The following is a 19,036-nucleotide window of genomic DNA, read 5'->3' on the forward strand; positions in this document are numbered from 1 at the left end:
GGCGCTCACCGGTTGATCAGCTCTTGGGTCAGGTCGTCGCCGGTGTTGTAGTGGTCGACCACACCATCTGGAGAGACGTAGATGTACAGAAAACGCCGCTGGTTCAGGTGCTTGTAGCGCCAGCTCCAGACGTCTCCGTCGAACGAGGTCACGCGCGTGATGTCGAAGGGACGTCCGTAGGTGCGCAGCACGTCAGGCACGCGCCATTCGCCAGGCTTGATCGTGCTGCCGAACAAACCTTCGAACAGCTCCTGCCGCACGGAAACCACTTGCCCGCTGGCATCGATGTCGATGTTGGAGACTTCGAAACCCATCGGCGCCCGCGAGTACTGAAGCCGTTCTCCGCCGCCTGGCAAAGGATAGGTCGCAGTGGGTGTTCCCACTTGCTGCAGAACCTGCGCCCGCGATGCGCCCAGCGGGGTCCGTGTCGGATCGCTTGCGCAGCCGGCCAGGGCCACGACTAGTGCCAGCGGCAAGATCCAGCGGCGATTCCTCATCAACGCCGTCCTTCGCGCTGCTCGACCTTCTGGTCCTCGCGTTGTTGCTTGAGCAGCTTGCTCTTGATGCGGTTGCGCTTCAGGGGCGACAGGTATTCGACGAAAACCTTACCCAAGAGGTGATCGAGTTCATGCTGAATGCATACCGCCAGCAAACCCTCGGCCTCGATTTTCTGCAGCTCGCCCTGGGCATCCAGTGCGGTCACGCGGACGGCCGTCGAGCGCTCGACGCCGTCGTAGATGCCGGGTACGGACAGGCAACCCTCTTCGTTGAGGACTTTGTCGTCACTCGCCCAGACGATTTCCGGATTGATCAGCACGAGCGGCTTGTCTCGCTCTTCCGAAACATCGATCACGACGAGGCGCTCATGCACGTCGATCTGGGTGGCCGCGAGACCGATGCCGTTGGCGTCGTACATGGTCTCGAGCATGTCGGCAACGAGGGCCTTGATGCGTGCGTCGACGCCTTGCACTGGTTTCGCCACCGTATGCAGTCGCGCATCGGGGTAACTCAAAATGGTTCGTTTTGCCATGAAAGCGAGGAAAAGTTGTCGCTATTTTCGCCATTTCCGCGACGCGTGAATGTGAGGCGGGGGATATACATTGCCCAATCTAGGGCTTCAGCGCAAAATTCGTAGCAAATTGTGAGGATTCGTACGTTCTGCGTGGCGCAGTGTGTGCACACCATTAAACATGAATAAATTCCGAATCAAAGAACACCTGCGTCCCAGCCTTTTCGCCACGCTGACAGCCCTCGCTGCCTTGGGCATGGGAGCCACCACGGCTTCCGCGCAAAACTATCCGATCACGCCGCAACAGCGCGCCACAGCCCAACAAACGGCACAAGCCGGCATCCCAGTGAGCGAACTGGCTCCCAACGCGCCGGACGAATACACCGTCAAGCCGGGCGACACGCTCTGGGCGATTTCGCGTCTCTATCTGCGCAGCCCCTGGCGCTGGCCCGAGCTCTGGGGCATGAACATCAGCGAGATCTCGAACCCACACCGCATCTATCCGGGCCAAGTGCTCTATCTGGACAAGACCAACGGCCGCGCTCGCCTGACCACCCGTCGTGGCGGCGCCGCCGACGGCACGGTCAAGCTGTCGCCGCGCACGCGCTACGAGTCGCTCTCGGGCATGGCGCTGCCGACACTCAATCCGAGCCTGATCGAGCCGTATCTCAGCGAGCCGATCATCATCGACCAGAACACGCTCAACAGTGCACCGCACGTCGTCGCGGGCAATGACAGCCGCGTGCTCCTGGCCCGTGGCGATCGTGCCTATGCGCTGGGCGACATCAATTCGGCACTGATCGAGACTGCTGGCCCGATCCAGACCTTCAGAGTCTTCCGCAACGCCACGCCGCTGACCGACCCCGCCACCGGCGAACTGCTCGGCTACGAAGCAGCTTATTTGGGCAGGGCACAGCTCATGCGCAGCCAGTCGGTCGAAAGCCAGTTGGTCGACGGCAAGGAAGTGACGAACATCGTCCCGGCCACCATCGACATCACTGCGGCACGCGAGGAAATGCGCGCCGGCGATCGTCTCTTGCCAGAACCCCAGCGACAGTTGCTGAGCTACGCGCCTCGTGCGCCTGAACAACTGATCAACGGACGCATCGTTTCCGTTTACGGCAACGCGGTGCAATACGTGGCTCAGAACCAGGTGGTCGTGATCAACAAGGGAACGCGCGACGGCATCGAAGCGGGCCATGTGCTTGCCATCCTCAAGAACGGCGACACCGTCGTCGACCGTGCGTCGAACCCCGACTATTCAGGCAAGCAAGTGGTCAAGCTGCCCAATGAGCGCATTGGCTTGCTGATGGTGTTCCGGCCGTTCGAAAAAGCCTCCTATGCGCTGGTGCTCGAAATCAGCGATGCGCCGAAGCCCGGCGACCTGCTGGTCAACCCGTGACGCCGCGCTCGACATCGCGTGGAACGTGAGGAACTCGCAGGCTGGCTGCGTCTTGCACTGACACCCGGCATCGGCAACGTTGCCGGTCGCAAGTTGCTCGCGGCGTTCGGCTTGCCTTCAGGCGTTTTCGCGCAGTCCCGCGAAGCACTGCAGCAAGTCGTCACGCCGGCCCAGGCCGATGCGCTGCTTCAGCAGGCGCCCACATTCCCCAGCGCACTCGACCAGACTTGGGACTGGCTTCAAGGCTCTGAAGAGCAAGGCGCCGTGCGGCGGATCGTGACGCTTGCCGACGCGGGCTATCCGAAGCCGCTGCTCGAAACAGCCGATCCCCCGCTGATGCTCTATATGCTGGGCGCGCCTGCGTTCGACCTGACGCAGTTGGGCCACAGCATTGCGATGGTGGGCAGCCGCAACCCGACCGCGCAGGGTGCGGAGACTGCGCGCGCCTTTGCGCGAGCATTCGGAGAAGCAGGCATCCCCGTCGTGTCCGGCCTCGCTCTCGGCGTCGACGGCGCAGCGCACGCCGGCGCACTGGAGGCGGGCGGCGGACCCGATCGACTGGCAACGGTCGCGGTGGTGGGCACGGGACTGGACCGCGTCTACCCCGCCCGGCATCGCGAACTCGCCCACCGCATCGCGGCGCGAGGCCTGATCGTGAGCGAATATTCGCTCGGCACTCCGCCGCTCAATCAGAACTTCCCCAAGCGCAATCGAATCATCGCGGGGCTGTCTCGCGGGACGCTGGTCGTGGAGGCGGCGCTTCGGTCGGGTTCGCTGATCACCGCGCGGCTCGCGGCGGAGCAGGGCAGGGAGGTATTCGCGATACCCGGCTCGATCCACTCGCCCCAATCGCACGGTTGCCATGCGTTGATCCGCCAAGGCGCAAAGCTCGTCGAATCCGTCGCCGACGTGCTCGAGGAACTGCACTTCGACGCATCCACGGCGGCGTCGGCGTTGGCTCAGCCATCGTCTCCATCGGAATCTGAAGGCGCGAACGAGCCTGGTTTGCTGGGCGAGATGGGCTTCGATCCGGTGAGTCTCGATGCGCTCTGTGCGCGCACCGGCTACAGCGCGGCAGAGCTTCAGGCCCGTCTGCTCGAACTCGAACTGGACGGCCGCATCGCGCGCTTGCCTGGAGGATTGTTCCAGCGCATTGCGGCTGGCTGACCGATCTCGCGGCCGCGCGGCCGAGCGGCTTGGATATCGTCGTGTCCGCGCAACTTTTGAGCGCGTGCCTGGGCTATATTGAACCCATGTTCGAAGTGCTCGTGTTTGTCTACGAAAACTACTGGCGCGGCGACGCGTGCCCCGAGCCCGAGCAGTTGGGTCGAAAGCTCAGTGCGCAAGGTTTCGACGCCGAAGAGATCCGCGACGCGTTGCAATGGCTCGACGGCCTCAGCCTGGCGACGCAGGGCATCCAGCTCAGCAGGCACGCAGACAAGACCACCGCCACTGTCACGGTTCGAACCCGCAGCGATGACGTGATGGCTCCATCTCCGGATTCGATCCGCGTCTATTCGATCATCGAGCAGGACCACATCGGCGCTGAATGCCTCGGCTTCATCAGCTTTCTGGAATCTTCCGGGGTCCTGCCGGCGGGCATGCGAGAAATCGTGATCGAACGCGCGATGGCGACACCCAGCGAACCGCTTTCGATCGATGAACTCAAGATCATCGTGTTGATGGTGCATTGGAGCACCGGGGTCGAGCCCGATGCGCTAGTGCTCGACGAGCTCTGCGATGACAGCAGGGCGCGCGTCGCGCATTAGCTGTTGCTCGCCCCCAGGCTCGCGCACTTCGTGTCGCTCTCCACCCCCTGACCGGGGGCAATACCAGCGGCCCGGCTAAGCCGGTTCCGCGGTATTCCTGTTGCTCGTCCCCCAGGGCTCGCGCGTTCGTGTCGTTTCGCCTTTCCGCTGCCGGAGCTTGAGCCGGCGTTAGTTCAGCAGGCGTTCGGGGTTGGCGTCTAGCTTGGCGAGGGCTTCGCGGGTGGCGCGTACGGTGAGGGTTTCTTCTTCGGCGGGGACGAGGAGGCCGGCTTGGAGGTAGGAGGCTAGCCTTCCGACCTGGATGAGGAAGCTGCGGCCGTCGCTGGAGGCGAAGAGGTGCAGTTGCTTGCGGTCGCTGCGCCAGACGAATTGGACTTGGCTCACTCGGTCGTTGTGGTCGAGCATGAACCAGTTGCCGACCTGAAGTTCGTGGGCCCAGGCAAGCATGTCTTCGCTGACCTTGGTGCCGGTGTCGGGCACTATCTCGATGGAAGCGGCATCGACGCCGAGCAGGAGCTCGATGCTTGCGGCGTCGAGCGGAAGGTCGGTCGCGCCTTCGTCGGACACGAAATCCTCGAGGTTGGCCAGGCGCTTGGCCATGGCTTCGATCTTTGCCTGCGGGATCGCCTCGGTCTTCGACATGAAGGCATCGGACAGGGTCGCACCGATGGTCTTGATGTGCGCTTCCTGGGGTTCGCCGACGATGCCCAGCAGCGTCATGCCCTGGCGCAGGCGCTGAAGGAGCTTCGGGAGATCCTGGATGACGCGCGTGCGGTCGTTGCGGTTCGGCTTCGCGCTCGCTGCCCACACGAGATCGGATGCGGAACGCTTGAGCGTGACCGTCTGCTCGTCTTGCGGCCCATAGCGCAGCGCGGCAATGGCCAGCACCTCGGCCCAGACCTTGAACAGGAACTCGCGGATCTCCTCGCGCACCGGCATGTCGTTGAGCATCTTGCGCAACTCGATGGTGTACTGGATCGCCATCGTCTCCTTCTGCTCGACCTGCTGCGCCACGCTCATCACCTTCTGGGTGGTGTCGCTTTGGGTGAGGTACTTGTTGAGGAAGGCGACGAATTCGTCGAACACCAGCTTGAACACGCGCTGGCCGGTTTCAGGATATTGCTCGATCACCTGCACGACACGGCGGATCTCGCCCTCCAGTGCACTGCCGGAAATGGCGGCGGCATCGAAGCCCATCACGCACGAGCCCATGCGGTCGATCAGCATCCGCGCCGGATGCTGCAGCGTGCCGAAGAACTCAGGCTCGGCAATGGCCACTCGCAGGACCGGCATCTGGAGCCTCGCAAACCAGACGCGCGCCGAAAACGGGATGCGCTCCTCGGCCAGAATCGCCTGGAACATCAGCGCGACGATCTCCACGGTTGCCTTGTCTGCGGTCGTCGGAGCCTTCTTCTTCAGCTCGGTGCTGCGCCTTCTCAGTTCGCTCGATGCGTTGTGAACGGCAGCAGCGTGATCGCCCACGACATACTGCGATGCCGCGACTTGATAGGCTGCCTCCGCATCGGCGATAGCGGCCGCGAAGGCGGGTCCGCCCATGCCGCCACCTGCCCCGCCGCCAAGACCACCGGCACCGCCGCCCATCAATTCGCCGCCACTGCCGGGCGTCCTCTGCTGGGTGATGTCGCCACCGATACGCGCCGTCACGAACCGCTTCAGATTAAGCAACACGCCCTGGGCGCGCTGACGTGCCAGCAGCAGCGGCGAGCCGCCCGTCACAAGCATCGTGTCGCCTCCGGCAGCACCCTGCGCGCTTGCTCCACGGCCCATGCCTACACCAATGGCCGCCGGAGCGAAGCTGCCGGGTGGGACGCCAAAGCCGCCGCGACCGGGCTGCGCTTGCTGGGCGATCCCCATTGATGCGCTGCCGGCATGCGAACCCGAAAAACTGCCCCCGAGCGCAGCGGCACCCGAGGTGACCGAGCCCGTCCGCCGGACGAAGCTCTTGAGGTCGATCTCCGGCATCACGTCACTTGCCACCAGGAAGGCGTTGGCCTCCTTGTAAGCCTTGACGACGGCGTCGACCATGTGCGCCTGCACCTGCTCCTGCACCCTGTTCCAGAGCTCGCGACTCAAGCCGGCCGCCAGCCATTGGCCGACCAGCACCTTCGCCAGGGTCTCGGGCTTCAGGACGTCCTTGGGATCGAGCTCGTGAGTCCCTTCGAGATGCTGGATGCGCAAGCGCAGGTCGTTCAGTTCGAAGCTGGCTTTGTCCTGGATGGACTGCGCAAGCCGCGATGAAAGGATGCCGGTTTCGACGACTTCATCGCCGATCAACTCGAGGCGCGACAGCGAATTGGAGATCGAGACGCCCGAAGCACCGCTTGCCAGCGCCTTTCGCCATGCAGCGCGTGATTCCGTCACCCAACCCGCACCGTGTGCCTGGAACGCCAGGAAGCCGTCCCGGTTCTCCTGCATTTCACGTGCATTGCCGACCTGTGCGGCCAGCGCGACCAGCCGCTCCTGAACTGCATGGGCCACCGGCCCAATCACTCCCTCGGTGGCGGCGACGAAACGCTCGCGCGTCTCGCGGGAAAGTTGGAGGGAGGATGCGTGGGACCGCGTGGGCATGGATGAACAGGATGCTATGGATTCAATTGAGCTATCGCGCGAGCTTGCATCGGGAAACGTAAGCGCACAAGAGCCGGCAATGCTCGGCAACCCCAACGCAACACACGTGCCGGGCCAAAACTTGAACGCTCAAACTGTTGCGCCGGCATTCGGATCGTCCGGATCCCCTTCCCGCTTGATCGGACCTTTCACGAGGTCCTCGCGCTTCACGCCCAGCCACATGGCGATGGCGGCCGCCACGAAGGCCGACGAATAAATGCCGAAAAGAATGCCGATCGTCAGGGCCAGCGCAAAGTAGTGCAGCGTGGGACCGCCGAAAAAGAACATCGATAGCACCACGAGCTGCGTGGACCCGTGGGTGATGATGGTGCGGCTGATCGTGGACGTGATGGCGTTGTCGATGACTTCGCGCGTGTTCATCTTGCGATAGCGGCGAAAGTTCTCGCGGACCCGGTCGAAGATGACTACTGACTCGTTCACCGAATAGCCCAGCACAGCCAGCACGGCCGCGAGCACCGCCAATGAGAACTCCCATTGGAAGAAGGCGAAGAACCCCAGGATGATCACCACGTCGTGCAGGTTCGCCAGTACGGTCGCGAGGGCGAACTTCCATTCGAAGCGGAACGCCAGATAAATCATGATGCCGACCACCACCATCCCAAGCGCCTTGAGGCCGTTGGTGGTGAGCTCTTCGCCAACTTGCGGGCCGACGAACTCGGTGCCGCGCAGCGTCGCCGAAGCGTCGGCGGCCTTGAGGGCGTCCATGACCTGCGTGCTCTGCTGGGCCGAGGTCTGGCCCTTTTGCACTGGCAATCGAATCTGTACGTCCCGCGAAGTGCCGAAGTTCTGCACCTGCACGTCGTGATAGCCGAGCGTCGAAATCGTTTCGCGCACCTTGCCGACGTCGACGGACTGCTGGTAGGCGACTTCCATCACCGTGCCGCCCGTGAATTCGACCGACAGGTGGAGCCCGCGATGCAACAGGAAGAACACCGCCAGCAGGAACGTGATGAGAGAGATCGCGTTCAGCACCAGCGCGTGGCGCATGAACGGGATCGTCTTGTGGATTCGGAAGAACTCCATTTTTGGTGCCCCTTATTTCGCGTCCGCAGCGACCTGGTTGGCCGGCTTCCAGACGGTGCCGATCGACAGGGTCTTGAGCTTCTTCTTGCTGCCGTACCAGAAGTTGACGAGTCCGCGTGAGAAGAACACGGCCGAGAACATCGATGTGACGATTCCGATGCAGTGCACCACGGCGAAGCCGCGGATCGGACCTGATCCGAAAGCCAGCAGCGCAATGCCGGCAATGAGCGTGGTCACGTTCGAATCGAGAATCGTGCCCCATGCGCGGTCATAGCCAGCATGGATGGCCGCCTGCGGCGAGGCTCCGCTGCGCAATTCCTCGCGGATGCGTTCATTGATCAACACGTTGGAGTCGATTGCAACGCCGATGGCGAGCGCCATGGCCGCGATGCCGGGCAAAGTCAGCGTTGCCTGGAGCATCGAGAGGACCGCCACCAGCAGCAACAGGTTGACCGCAAGTGCAATCGACGAGAACACGCCGAAGAGCGCGTAGTAGATGCACATGAACACCATGATGGCGATGAAGCCATACATGACGCTGTCGAAACCCTTCTTGATGTTGTCGGCGCCCAGGCTCGGGCCAATGGTGCGCTCCTGGATGATTTCCATCGGCGCGGCCAGCGAACCGGCGCGCAGCAGCAGCGCGAGATCGTTGGCTTCGACGACGCTCATCGATCCCGAGATCTGGAACCGATTGCCGAGTTCGCCGTTGATCGAAGGCGCCGTGAGCACTTCGCCCCTGCCCTTTTCGAAGATCAGCATCGCCATGCGCTTGCGATAGTTCTCGCGGCTGACGTCGCGCATGATGCGGCCGCCCTTGGCGTCCATCGTCAGGTCGACCTTCGGCTGCTGGGTTTGCGAATCGAAGCCGGGTTGCGCGTCGGTGAGGTTCTCTCCCGTCACCAGCACTTGCTTCTTGACGATCACGGGCCGGCCCTGGCGATCGAGGAATTTTTCGGAGCCGAAGGGCACCGGCCCTGTGCCCATTTCAGCCGCGCGGCCTTCCGCGCTTTCGTCGACAAGTCGCATCTCGAGCGTGGCGGTGCGGCCCAGGATGTCCTTGGCCTTGGCCGTGTCCTGGACACCGGGCAACTGCACCACGATGCGGTCCAGCCCCTGCTGCTGGATCACCGGTTCGGCTACGCCGAGTTCATTGATCCGGTTGTGCAGCGTGGTGATGTTCTGCTTGAGCGCCGCGTCCTGCAGTCGCCGTGCGGCTTCAGGCTTGATGGTCGCGGTCAGCTTGAAGTCGGTGCCGTCCTGGCTCTCGACCGCCGTGAGGTCGGGGAATTGGTCCTGCAACAAGGCCTTGGCCGCTTGCAGGCCTGCGGCGTCGCGGAATCGCATTTCGACGGTCTGGTCGACGCGCGTGACCGAAGTGCCGCGCACATTCTTGTCGCGCAGCCCCGTGCGGATGTCGCTCGCGAACGACTCCGCCCGCTTGTCCATGGCGCCCTTCATGTCGACTTGCAGCAGGAAGTCGACCCCGCCGCGAAGGTCGAGGCCCAGGTACATCGGAAAGGCGTGCAGCGCCGTCAGCCAGGACGGCGAACGCGACAGCAGGTTGAGCGCAACCACATAGGGCGGATCGCTTGGATCGGGCACCAGTGCATGCTGGAGCACATCGCGTGCCTTGAGTTGATCGTCGGTGTTGGTGAACCGCGCCCGCACCGAAGTGGCATCAAGCGTCAACAAGTCCGGCGCCAGTCCGGCCACCTTGAGCGCCTCCGCGACTCGGGCCTGGGTGCTGGCGTCGACCTTGCTGGTCGACTTGGCCGCCGACACCTGCACCGCAGGTGCCTCGCCGAAGAAATTGGGCAGGGCATAGATCAGCCCCACGAGCAACACGATCACGATGACCGCGTACTTCCAGACCGGATATCGGTTCATCTCTATTACTCGCCCCCAGGCTTCGCGCACTTCGTGTCGCTGCGCCTACCCCCTACCGGGGGCGCTGCCAGTGGCCCGGCGAAGCCGGTTCCACGGCAGCCCACGAATGTGGGGCGCGCTGAGCGCAGCCGATGGGAAAAAAAGTCACTGCTCATTGGAATAGGCCGGCGAAGCCAGGCCCGTTGGTGAAACACCGCGGAACCGGCTCCGCCGGGCCGCCGGTGTTGCCCCCGGTAGGGGGTAGGCGAAGCGACACGAAGTGCGCGCAGCCTGGGGGGGAGCCATTACTTTATTGCGCCCTTGGGAAGGACCTGCACGACGGCGCTGCGCTGGATCTGCACTTCGACGCCCTTGGCAACTTCGATGGTCAGGTATTGCTCGCCGATCTGGGTGATCTTGCCGAGGATGCCGCCGGACGTTGCGACTTCGTCGCCCTTGGCCAGCGCCTCGATCATGGCGCGCGCTTCTTTCTGGCGCTTCATCTGCGGACGGATCATGACGAAATACAGCACCACGAACATCAGGACCAGCGGCAACATGCTGCCGAGCGAGGACATCATGTCGCTGCCTCCGGCGGCAGGTGCGGTCTGGGCGAAAGCAGAGGAAATGAACAAGGGAGTCTCCAGCAGAGGGAAGAAATAAGAGCGCCGGCCTCCCGTACATGAATACAGGAGGGCCCGCGGGTCCGCGGCCCAGTCAAACAGGCCGCGCAGCGCGGGGCCTGGCCGCGCACAGCACCGGGGATTGTAGGGGTTGCCCGCGCCCACACCGGCAGCCCGGCAAAGCCGATTCCGGGTCTTTCAATCAGAGGGCTGGCTTCGCCCTCCCCAGCGCGAGACGCTAAGCAGCGACCTTCGCAGCCTGCGGATTGCGCCACTTGGCCATCAGGTCGGCCCAGCGGACGCGCGCGGCAGCCAGGTTGCGATCCTTGACGTGCCCGTAGCCGCGGATTTGCTCCGGCAAACTGGCAAGCTCGACCGCGGCTGCGTGATTGGCCGCGTCCAGCCCGGCGAGCACTTCGTCGATGCTCGCGCGGTATTCGCCAATCAGGGCGCGCTCGGTCTTGCGTTCCTCGGTGCGGCCGAAGATGTCCAGCGCCGTTCCGCGCAAGCCCTTCAGCTTCGCGAGGACTCTGAAGCCGGGCAGCATGGCAGGGCCGAACTTCTGCTTTTGCAGTTCGCCCTTGGCGTTTTTCTTGGCGATGATGGGCGGCGCGAGGTGGTAGTTGAGCTTGTAATCCTTGCCCATCTCACCCTCGAACATGCCCTCGATGCGCTCGAGGAAACTGCGGTCGGTGTGCAGGCGGGCGACTTCGTATTCGTCCTTGTAGGCCATCAGCTTGAACAGATAGCGCGCGACAGCTTCACTCAGGCTGGTCTTGCCCAACGCGGCTTCTGCCTTCTGCACCTTGGCAACGTAGGCCTTGTACTGTTCGGCGTAAGCGGCGTTTTGGTAGTCCGTCAAGAATTCCACTCGCCGCGCGACGAGCGTGTCGACCGAATCGCGCTTCTTGAACTCGATGACGTGGCCTGGCTGGACACGCTTTTGCAGTTCGGCAGGCCGCTGTGCGGCCTGGCGGCCCCATTCGAAGGCAGCCTTGTTGTTGTCGACAGCCACGGCGTTGAGTTCGATCGCGCGCATCAGCGACGCGTGCTCGAGCGGAACCCAGCCCTTCTGCCACGCGTAGCCCAGGATCATCGGGTTCACGTAGATGCTGTCGCCCATCAGCGAAGTGGCCGCGGCGTCGGCATCGAATGCGCCCACGGCATCGGCGCCGACGGCGCGCGCGATCTCCGCGGCGCAGGTGTCCTGCGGGTTCTGCCAGTTGGCGTTGCGCACGAAAGCGGCCGTCGGACTGCTGTGGCTATTGAGCGCCACGTGCGTGCGCCCTTCGCGCATGCGCGCCATCGTCTCGGCGTTCACGCTCACCAATGGATCGCAGGCCAGGATCAGGTCGGCAGCCGCCGTGCCGACGCGTGTCGTGCGGATGTCGTCCTGTGTATTGCCGATCAGCACGTGGCTCCAGGTGGCGCCGCCCTTCTGGGCGAGTCCGGCAGCATCCTGCGTGACGATGCCCTTGCCCTCGATGTGGGCCGCCATCCCGAGCAACTGCCCGATGGTGATCACGCCAGTGCCGCCCACGCCGGCGACCACGATGCCCCACACCTGTCCGCCGCCGAGCGCGGGAACCGAAGGCTCCGCCAGCGCACCAAGTTCGATCGGCGCCGCTCCCTTGCTCTTCGACTTCTTCTTGAGCTGGCTGCCTTCGACGGTGACGAAGCTCGGGCAAAAGCCCTTGAGGCAGCTCATGTCCTTGTTGCAGGTGCTCTGGTTGATCGCGCGCTTGCGGCCGAATTCGGTTTCGAGCGGCTCGACCGACAGGCAATTGCTCTGCACGCTGCAGTCGCCGCAACCCTCGCAGACGAGTTCGTTGATGACGACGCGCTTGGCCGGATCGACAGCAGTGCCCCGCTTGCGGCGGCGACGCTTCTCGGTCGCGCAGGTCTGGTCATAGATGATCGCCGTCGTGCCCTTGATCTCGCGGAACTCGCGCTGAATCGCATCCAGCTCGTCGCGATGGCGCACCTTGACGTTCTCGCCGGGCACTGTCACGCCCTCGTACTTCTCCGGCTCGTCCGTGACCACGACGACCTTCACGGCGCCCTCGGCATGCAGGCTCTCCGCGATCTGCAGCACCGAGTGCCCCTCGGGCCGCTCGCCGACCTGCTGCCCGCCGGTCATGGCGACCGCGTCGTTGTAGAGGATCTTGTAGGTGATGTTCACGCCGGCCGCGATGCTCTGGCGAATGGCCAGGAGCCCGCTGTGGAAGTACGTGCCGTCGCCCAGGTTGGCGAAGATGTGCTGGTCCGTCGTGAAGGGCTGCTGGCCCACCCAAGGCACGCCCTCGCCGCCCATCTGTGTGAAGCCGATGGTCGAGCGGTCCATCCACGTGGCCATGAAATGGCAACCGATGCCGGCCATGGCACGGGAGCCTTCCGGGACCACGGTGCTGGTGTTGTGCGGACAGCCCGAGCAGAACCACGGCTGGCGCGTCGCGTCGGCCATGGCGATCGTCTGCGGCGCGGCCATGGCGCGTTCCTTGGCTTCGAGGATGGCCAGCTGCGCGTCGATGCGCGCACCCATGTCCGCACCCGCGGCGGCGAGGATGCCGGTCTTCTTCAGACGCTGGGCAATGGCCTTGGCGATCATCGCCGGGTTCAGGTCCGCGTTCGAGCGCAACAGCGTGTGCGCAGTCGGATTGGGCATCGACCATTCGCCGCCGGAGTAGCCCTCCGCATGGTGCACTTCGCCTTCGTCGAACTTGCCGACCACGTTGGGCCGCACGTCGGCCCGCCAGTTGTAGAGCTCTTCCTTGAGCTGGTATTCGATGACCTGGCGCTTTTCCTCGACCACCAGGATTTCCTGCAGACCCGTCGCAAATGCGCGCGTGAGCTGCGCTTCGAGCGGCCACACCACGGCCACCTTGTGCAGCCGGATTCCAAGCTGCCGGCAGGCCGCATCGTCCAGGCCGAGGTCGATCAAGGCCTGGCGCGTGTCGTTGAACGCCTTGCCGCTGGCCATGATGCCGAAGCGATCGTGAGGACCTTCGATCACGTTGTGATTGAGCCGATTCGCGCGGATGTACGCCAGCGCGGCGTACCACTTGTAGTGCATCAGCCGCGCTTCCTGCTCCAGCGCATGGTCGGGCCACCGGATGTGCAAACCACCGGGCGGCATTTGGAAGTCGGTGGGCGTCACGATCTCGACGCGCTCGGGGTCGATCATTGCCGTGGCGCTGGATTCGACGATTTCCTGGATCGTCTTCATGCCCGACCAGATGCCGGCGAAGCGGCTCATGGCAAATGCATGAATGCCGAGGTCGAGAATGTCCTGAACGTTCGCGGGAAAGAACACCGGCGTGCCGCACGCCTTGAAGATGTGATCGCTCTGGTGCGCCGCAGTCGAGCTCTTGGAGATGTGATCGTCGCCAGCCACGGCGATGACGCCGCCCCAGGGCGTGGTGCCGGCCATGTTGGCGTGCTTGAAGACGTCGGAGCAACGGTCCACGCCGGGGCCCTTGCCGTACCAGATCCCGAAGACGCCATCGAACTTATTCGTGCCCGCGGGCGAGAAGCCGAGTTGCTGTGTACCCCACAGCGCGGTGGCCGCCAGTTCTTCGTTGACGCCTGGCTGGAAGACGATGTTCTGTTCCTTGAGGAACTTGCTGGCCTTCCATAGCGCCTGGTCGTAGCCGCCGAGCGGCGAGCCGCGATAGCCGCTGATGAAGCCGGCCGTGTTCTTGCCCTGCTGCTGGTCGCGCAATCGCTGGAGCATCGGCAGCTTGACCAGCGCTTGCACGCCGCTCATGAACGCGCGGCCATAGTCGAGTGAATATTTGTCGTCGAGCGTGACCGTTTCCAGGGCTTTGCGGATGTGCTCGGGCAGCGGGGCATTCATCGGTTGTCTCCAAGTGACCAGTTGGCTGTGCCTTGTGGGCGTGGCTTGCGAAGCATCCGGGTCGGGTGCCTCTCGGCCATCATCACGCAAAGTGTATGCCTGCTGTGACGACAGGTGTTTGCGTTCTTTGCCCGCTCAAGGCCCGATCTTGAAAGGATCTTGCTTAAAATGCGCCAGAATGGAAAGTCTTGACAAGTTTGACCTCGCGATCCTGCAAGAACTGCAGACCGATGGACGACTCACCAACGCCGAGCTTGCGCAGCGCGTGGGGCTGTCGGCTGCGCCGTGCTGGCGCCGGGTCCGTTCGCTCGAAGAGGCCGGCTTCATCAAGGGGTATCACGCGGAGATCGACCGGCACAAGATCGGCCTCGGGGTGCTCGCCTTCGTGCGCGTCGACACCGAGCGCACGACTGGCGACCTCACCCGCAAGCTGGAGGATGCGATTCGCAAGCTGCCGGAAGTCATCGCGTGCCACTACATCAGCGGCACAGGCACCTTCGAGCTGCAGGTGGTTTCGCAGGACCTGGACAGCTTCTCGCGCTTCGCCTTGCGGCATCTGATCAACCTGCCGAACGTCAAGGATCTGCACACCAGCTTCTCGCTCGGCGAGGTCAAGGCAAGCCACGCCTTGCCTCTCGGCCATTTGAGCCCCAAGAGCGCGCGGTGAGAGCGCCCTGTCGTCGCCGGTGTCACTGCGTCAGCGGGGCAGCAGAAGTTGCAGGATGCCCATGGTGCTCACGAGGCTGGCTGGGTCATGGGTTTCCTGCAGCACACCACTCAGGTGGGTCTTGATTCCTTCGCTATGACGCGCTCGCCAGATCAAGAGATCGGCCAGCCACGGATGGTTGTTGATGCGATTGGCCTGCTCGTAAGCGGCGAAGCGCGGCTTCAGTGCGCCCAGCGCGGCTTCATAGCGCCTGCGCGCTTCGTCATCGCCCAGTCGTTCGTCGCGATGCGCCTCGATCTCATCGGCAGCGAGCATGCCGGTCTCCATCGCCTTGCCAATGCCCTCCCCCGTAAAGAGATAGGTGCTGCCCGCCGCTTCGCCCACCACGAGCATCCCGGGCCGAGACCAGCGCGCGCCATCGAGTGAGCAGCGCAGCGGCGCGCCCTTGAGAGGTCCGAGCGACAGCCCGCTTTCCAACAAATCGCGTGCTGGCGGATGGACCCGCACGAAGGCGTCGAACAGGTGGCGCAGGTTGACGTCAGTCTTTCCGATCACGCCGACACCCACATTGAACACGCCGCCGGCGCACGGAAAAATCCACCCGTAGCCTCGCCGAAGCGCGCGATGCCATACGACTTGCAACTCGGTCACACGGTTGAGCATGGCGTCGTTCTTGATATAGCCCCGAAGCGCAATCCCGCTCGGCGCGCGCCGTTCGCAGATGCCGGCCGCCGCCAATGGCCCGGAACCGGCGCCAGTGGCCAGCACAGTCCAGCGCGCACGCACTGTCCGCGAGAGACCTCCGGACATCGAAAAGATCGCGCCAGCAACTTGTGCTTCGGGGTCGAGAAAGGGCTCCTCGAACTGAGCGGACGGTAGCCAGCGCGCACCGGCCCCGACCGCCGCCTGGCGAAGTATTTCGTCCAGTTGGCGGCGCGGCAAAACGGCCAGCCGCGCCGGTACGTCCACCCTGCCTCCCCGAGGCCCGAAGCACGCGACATGCTGCGCGCTTCTGGCATGCGCCAGCACTTCGTCGAGAACACCAAGCCGCGCGAGGGCGCGATGCGCGTCGGGGATCAGGCCGTCACCGCAGACCTTGTCCCGCGGAAACTCATGCTGGTCGGCGAGCACGACATCGAAGCCCGCATTTGCGAGCACCTGGGCGCAGGCGCTGCCAGCCGGTCCGGCGCCGATCACGAGGACGTCGCAGGACCACGAATCCGAAGCAGCCGCGGTCTGGTCAGCCGCTGCTGGCGCTGCTGCTGCCATACGGACGGGTGAGGATCTCGAGACTATGGCCGTCCGGATCGTCCCAGTAGAAGCCTCGACCGCCGTCGCCGTGATTGATTTGGCCGGCTCGATGGTGGCCGGGATCTGCCCAATAGCGGATGCCGCGCGCGCGAATGCGGCCGAATATCTCGTCGAACTCACCCTCGCTCACGAGAAACGCGTAGTGCTGCCAGTCGACCTCACCCTCGACCTGCATGAAATCCAGCGTGACGCCGTTGTCCACTTCCACGCCGATGAAGGGTCCGAAGCGGACCGGCGCGTCGCGTCCGAGCAATTCAGCCAGCAATTCCGCCGACGCACGCGGATCGCGCGCCTTGACAATCGTATGATTCAGATGGATGGGCACGATGCTTCTCCGGGCAAGAACGCAAATCTTACGGTTGCCGTGCCTGCGGTGCCAACCCTCAATGCGCCGGCAAATACATCGTCGCCTCCACCTCCACCAAGACCTCGCTCCCCGGCAGGAATCGCGACACTTCAACCACCGTGCTGACCGGCGGCTCTCCGGGGTAGAACAGTCCACGCACGCGGTTGTACGGCGCGTAGTTCGGCAGATGGGTGAAGTACTGCACCAGCTTGACGACGTCATCCATCGTGCCGCCATGTTCCGCCGCGATCTGGCGAATGCGTTCGAGCACGAACCAGCTTTGCGCGACGATCGGCGCCTCGAAGACGTCCACGGACATTTGTCCGGTGGCGTAGCCCAGCGTGCGCAGCGCCGTGCGGGCCGCCTCTGGGATGTCTTCATAGCTTGCGACCGCGCGGCGCGTCGTGGGGTCGACGGCGACGACGCCACTCATCAAGACGAAGTCACCGACCCGTTTGGCGGCGGCGTAGTTCGCCATCGGCTTGCCCATGCTCATGCGATGCTCTCCAAAGTGCGGCCGGCGCGGATGACGGTGCGTCGACGTCCGCGCGGGTCCAGAAGTTCATATTCGTCCGATGCGGCCAGCAACACCAGGTCTGCCGGGCAGCCCGGCGCGATGCGGCCATCCCAATCAAGCCGGAGTGCCTTGGCGGGGCTGACGGTGATTGCGTCGAGCCAGTCGGTCGCGGGCGAGAGATGTGCCATCTGCACGCCGAGGCCGAAGGTCTCGACCAAGTCATAGCTGCCATAGGGGTAGAAGGCGTCCTGCACGTTGTCGGTGGCAAGACTGGCGCGAATTCCGCGGCTCGCGGCCTCGCGGACACGCGTGATGCCGCGCTGCAAGGGTGTGCGGTCCCAGGCGCCTTGCAAATAGAGATTGGTGGTGGGCAGGGCGACCAGATGAATGCCCGCCTGCGCACAGAGGGCCAACGTGTGGTTGGCAAACGCCTCGTCCTGCACCGACAGCGAACATGCATGGCCGCACATCACCCGTCCTTGCATGCCATGAGCGATCGCGATCTGCGCGATGGTGCGCAGGCCGGTCGCCTCGGGATCGAGTCCTTCGTCGACATGGAAGTCCAGCGCGAGACCGTGCTCCTGCGCAAGATCGAACACGCGTCCCAGCTTGTGCACGATGCCGTCGTTGCGATAGACGAATGCGCCGAGCACGCCACCCGCGCGCTTCACCTTTCGCGCGATGCTGTCGCCCGTCTTTGCGTCGGCGAACACGTCGAGCGGCGTGAGCGAGACAAACTGGAGCTCGATGCGGCCGCGCCACTCGTCGCGCAAGCGCTCGAACACCGCGAGCGAGGTCGGCGCCTCCGCATCGCTCCAGTCGAGATGCGTGCGCAGCGCGCGCGTTCCGCCGCGCCATGCTTCATCCAACGCCCGCTGCATGCGGGCGCGCAACCCTTCAGCGGTCCAGCTTGCACGGTGCGCGACCATGCGGCCGATGGCCGCGAAGAGGTTGCCCTCGGCCGCGCCCACCTCTCGCACGGTGTAGTTCTTGTCGATGTGCGCGTGCGCGTCGACCAGACCGCTGAGCAGCGTGCCGCGCGCGGCTTGTTGCGTCGGCGCAATCGATGTCACGCGCCCGCCCGCCAGCACGACGTCGAACACCTGGTCTTCACCGGCCTCGAAAGCCCGCAGGCGCGGAGGAATGCGTACCGCCTGGAGCTTCATTCGCGGGACGTGCCTTGCAGGGAACGCAACCACGAGAGGCCTGCGGAAGTGCTGTCCGCCACTGCGCCGCGCTGCGGACGATATTCGCAGCCCACCCAGCCGTTCCAGCCGCATTGCGCCGAGACTTCGTCGATCACGTCGAAGAGATAGCCGTAGTTCAGCTCGCCCATGTCGGGCTCGTGCCGCGCGGGCACGCCGGCGATCTGGAAGTGCCCGACGCGGCCGCCCGGCAAGTACTTGCGGATCTTCATCGCCACATCGCCTTCGACAATCTGACAGTGATAGAGATCCATCTGCACCTGCACGTTGAGCGCGCCGACCAGGTCGACGATCTCATGCGCATGGTCCTGGCGATTCAGGAAGAAGCGCGGGATGTCGCGAGTGTTGATGGGCTCGATGAGCACGTCACGTCCTGCCTTGGCCGCTTGGACCGCCGCCCAGCGCAGGTTGTCCAGATAGACGGGCTGCACTGTCTCGCGCTCCACACCGTCGGGCACGAGACCCGCCATCACATGGATGCGCGGGCAGTTGAGCGCATCCGCGTAATCGATTGCCTTCAGGATGCCCTCGCGGAACTCGGCCTCGCGCCCGGGCAGGCAGGCCACGCCGCGATCGCCGCGATCCCAATCGCCTGGCGGCCCGTTGAACAGCACCTGTTCGAGCCCGTTCGCCGACAGCCGGGCCGCGAGTTCATGCGGCTTGTAGGCATAGGGAAACAGATATTCGACAGCGCGGAATCCATCCTTGGCAGCGGCTTCGAAGCGATCGAGAAAATCGAGCTCCGGATAGAGCATCGAAAGATTGGCGGCAAATCGAGGCATCAAAGGCT

The 19,036-nt window shown here is 64.1% G+C and carries 16 protein-coding genes; 4 read left to right on the forward strand and 12 right to left on the reverse strand.

Annotated elements, in window-relative coordinates:
• Positions 1 to 5: 5 nt before the first annotated feature.
• On the reverse strand, positions 6 to 497 hold the full coding sequence (locus AC1DEK_RS22130) for a hypothetical protein (RefSeq protein ID WP_478127443.1): 492 nt from the start codon (positions 495 to 497) through the stop codon (positions 6 to 8).
• Complete coding sequence (def, locus tag AC1DEK_RS22135) at positions 497 to 1,030, reverse strand: peptide deformylase (protein WP_478127444.1); 534 nt, start codon at positions 1,028 to 1,030, stop codon at positions 497 to 499. Before def ends, AC1DEK_RS22130 begins: the two co-directional genes overlap by 1 nt.
• A 160-nt stretch (positions 1,031 to 1,190) precedes the next feature.
• Here def and AC1DEK_RS22140 point away from each other — a divergent pair, with 160 nt between their 5' ends.
• The 3 genes from AC1DEK_RS22140 (at position 1,191) to AC1DEK_RS22150 (ending at position 4,180) form a co-directional block, all read left to right on the forward strand.
• A complete protein-coding gene (locus AC1DEK_RS22140) occupies positions 1,191 to 2,411 on the forward strand; it encodes a LysM peptidoglycan-binding domain-containing protein (protein ID WP_478127445.1) in 1,221 nt (406 codons plus the stop codon).
• An 18-nt stretch (positions 2,412 to 2,429) separates the two neighbouring features.
• A complete protein-coding gene (gene dprA, locus AC1DEK_RS22145) occupies positions 2,430 to 3,578 on the forward strand; it encodes a DNA-processing protein DprA (protein ID WP_478127446.1) in 1,149 nt (382 codons plus the stop codon).
• A gap of 86 nt (positions 3,579 to 3,664) precedes the next feature.
• The gene (locus AC1DEK_RS22150; protein ID WP_478127634.1) at positions 3,665 to 4,180 is read left to right on the forward strand and encodes a Smg family protein; all 516 of its coding nucleotides are present in this window, start codon (positions 3,665 to 3,667) and stop codon (positions 4,178 to 4,180) included.
• A 168-nt stretch (positions 4,181 to 4,348) separates the two neighbouring features.
• On the opposite strand, the gene AC1DEK_RS22155 is transcribed toward AC1DEK_RS22150, so the two are convergent.
• The 5 genes from AC1DEK_RS22155 to AC1DEK_RS22175 form a co-directional block, all read right to left on the reverse strand.
• A complete protein-coding gene (locus AC1DEK_RS22155) occupies positions 4,349 to 6,769 on the reverse strand; it encodes a DUF1631 family protein (RefSeq protein WP_478127447.1) in 2,421 nt (806 codons plus the stop codon).
• Positions 6,770 to 6,898: 129 nt separating this feature from the next.
• Positions 6,899 to 7,852 carry a protein translocase subunit SecF gene (secF, locus tag AC1DEK_RS22160; RefSeq protein WP_478127448.1) on the reverse strand — a complete coding sequence of 318 codons (954 nt, stop codon included), beginning with the start codon at positions 7,850 to 7,852 and terminating at the stop codon, positions 6,899 to 6,901.
• A gap of 12 nt (positions 7,853 to 7,864) precedes the next feature.
• Positions 7,865 to 9,742, reverse strand: a complete 1,878-nt coding sequence (secD, locus tag AC1DEK_RS22165; protein ID WP_478127449.1) for a protein translocase subunit SecD — start codon at positions 9,740 to 9,742, stop codon at positions 7,865 to 7,867.
• Positions 9,743 to 10,026: 284 nt separating this feature from the next.
• Positions 10,027 to 10,356: a preprotein translocase subunit YajC gene (gene yajC / locus AC1DEK_RS22170; RefSeq protein WP_478127450.1), complete on the reverse strand. Its 330-nt coding sequence runs from the start codon at positions 10,354 to 10,356 to the stop codon at positions 10,027 to 10,029.
• A gap of 226 nt (positions 10,357 to 10,582) precedes the next feature.
• On the reverse strand, positions 10,583 to 14,200 hold the full coding sequence (locus tag AC1DEK_RS22175) for an indolepyruvate ferredoxin oxidoreductase family protein (RefSeq protein WP_478127451.1): 3,618 nt from the start codon (positions 14,198 to 14,200) through the stop codon (positions 10,583 to 10,585).
• A gap of 178 nt (positions 14,201 to 14,378) precedes the next feature.
• Here AC1DEK_RS22175 and AC1DEK_RS22180 point away from each other — a divergent pair, with 178 nt between their 5' ends.
• Positions 14,379 to 14,867 carry an Lrp/AsnC family transcriptional regulator gene (locus tag AC1DEK_RS22180; RefSeq protein WP_478127452.1) on the forward strand — a complete coding sequence of 163 codons (489 nt, stop codon included), beginning with the start codon at positions 14,379 to 14,381 and terminating at the stop codon, positions 14,865 to 14,867.
• A gap of 30 nt (positions 14,868 to 14,897) precedes the next feature.
• Here the strand turns inward: AC1DEK_RS22180 and AC1DEK_RS22185 are convergent, their stop codons facing one another.
• Genes AC1DEK_RS22185 through otnI form a run of 5 tightly spaced genes read right to left on the reverse strand, consistent with a single transcriptional unit; the run spans position 14,898 to position 19,028 of the window.
• Positions 14,898 to 16,136: an NAD(P)/FAD-dependent oxidoreductase gene (locus AC1DEK_RS22185; protein WP_478127453.1), complete on the reverse strand. Its 1,239-nt coding sequence runs from the start codon at positions 16,134 to 16,136 to the stop codon at positions 14,898 to 14,900.
• The gene (locus AC1DEK_RS22190; RefSeq protein ID WP_478127454.1) at positions 16,108 to 16,503 is read right to left on the reverse strand and encodes a VOC family protein; all 396 of its coding nucleotides are present in this window, start codon (positions 16,501 to 16,503) and stop codon (positions 16,108 to 16,110) included. The genes AC1DEK_RS22185 and AC1DEK_RS22190 overlap by 29 nt, the downstream gene beginning before the upstream one ends.
• 58 nt (positions 16,504 to 16,561) lie before the next feature.
• Positions 16,562 to 17,020, reverse strand: a complete 459-nt coding sequence (locus tag AC1DEK_RS22195) for a RidA family protein (RefSeq protein WP_478127455.1) — start codon at positions 17,018 to 17,020, stop codon at positions 16,562 to 16,564.
• Positions 17,017 to 18,207 (reverse strand): amidohydrolase family protein, encoded by a 1,191-nt coding sequence (locus tag AC1DEK_RS22200; protein WP_478127456.1) that lies wholly within the window; start codon positions 18,205 to 18,207, stop codon positions 17,017 to 17,019. The genes AC1DEK_RS22195 and AC1DEK_RS22200 overlap by 4 nt, the downstream gene beginning before the upstream one ends.
• Positions 18,204 to 19,028 carry a 2-oxo-tetronate isomerase gene (gene otnI, locus AC1DEK_RS22205; RefSeq protein WP_478127457.1) on the reverse strand — a complete coding sequence of 275 codons (825 nt, stop codon included), beginning with the start codon at positions 19,026 to 19,028 and terminating at the stop codon, positions 18,204 to 18,206. Before otnI ends, AC1DEK_RS22200 begins: the two co-directional genes overlap by 4 nt.
• Positions 19,029 to 19,036: the final 8 nt, after the last annotated feature.

The organism is Variovorax sp. 10N420 (assembly GCF_056394705.1).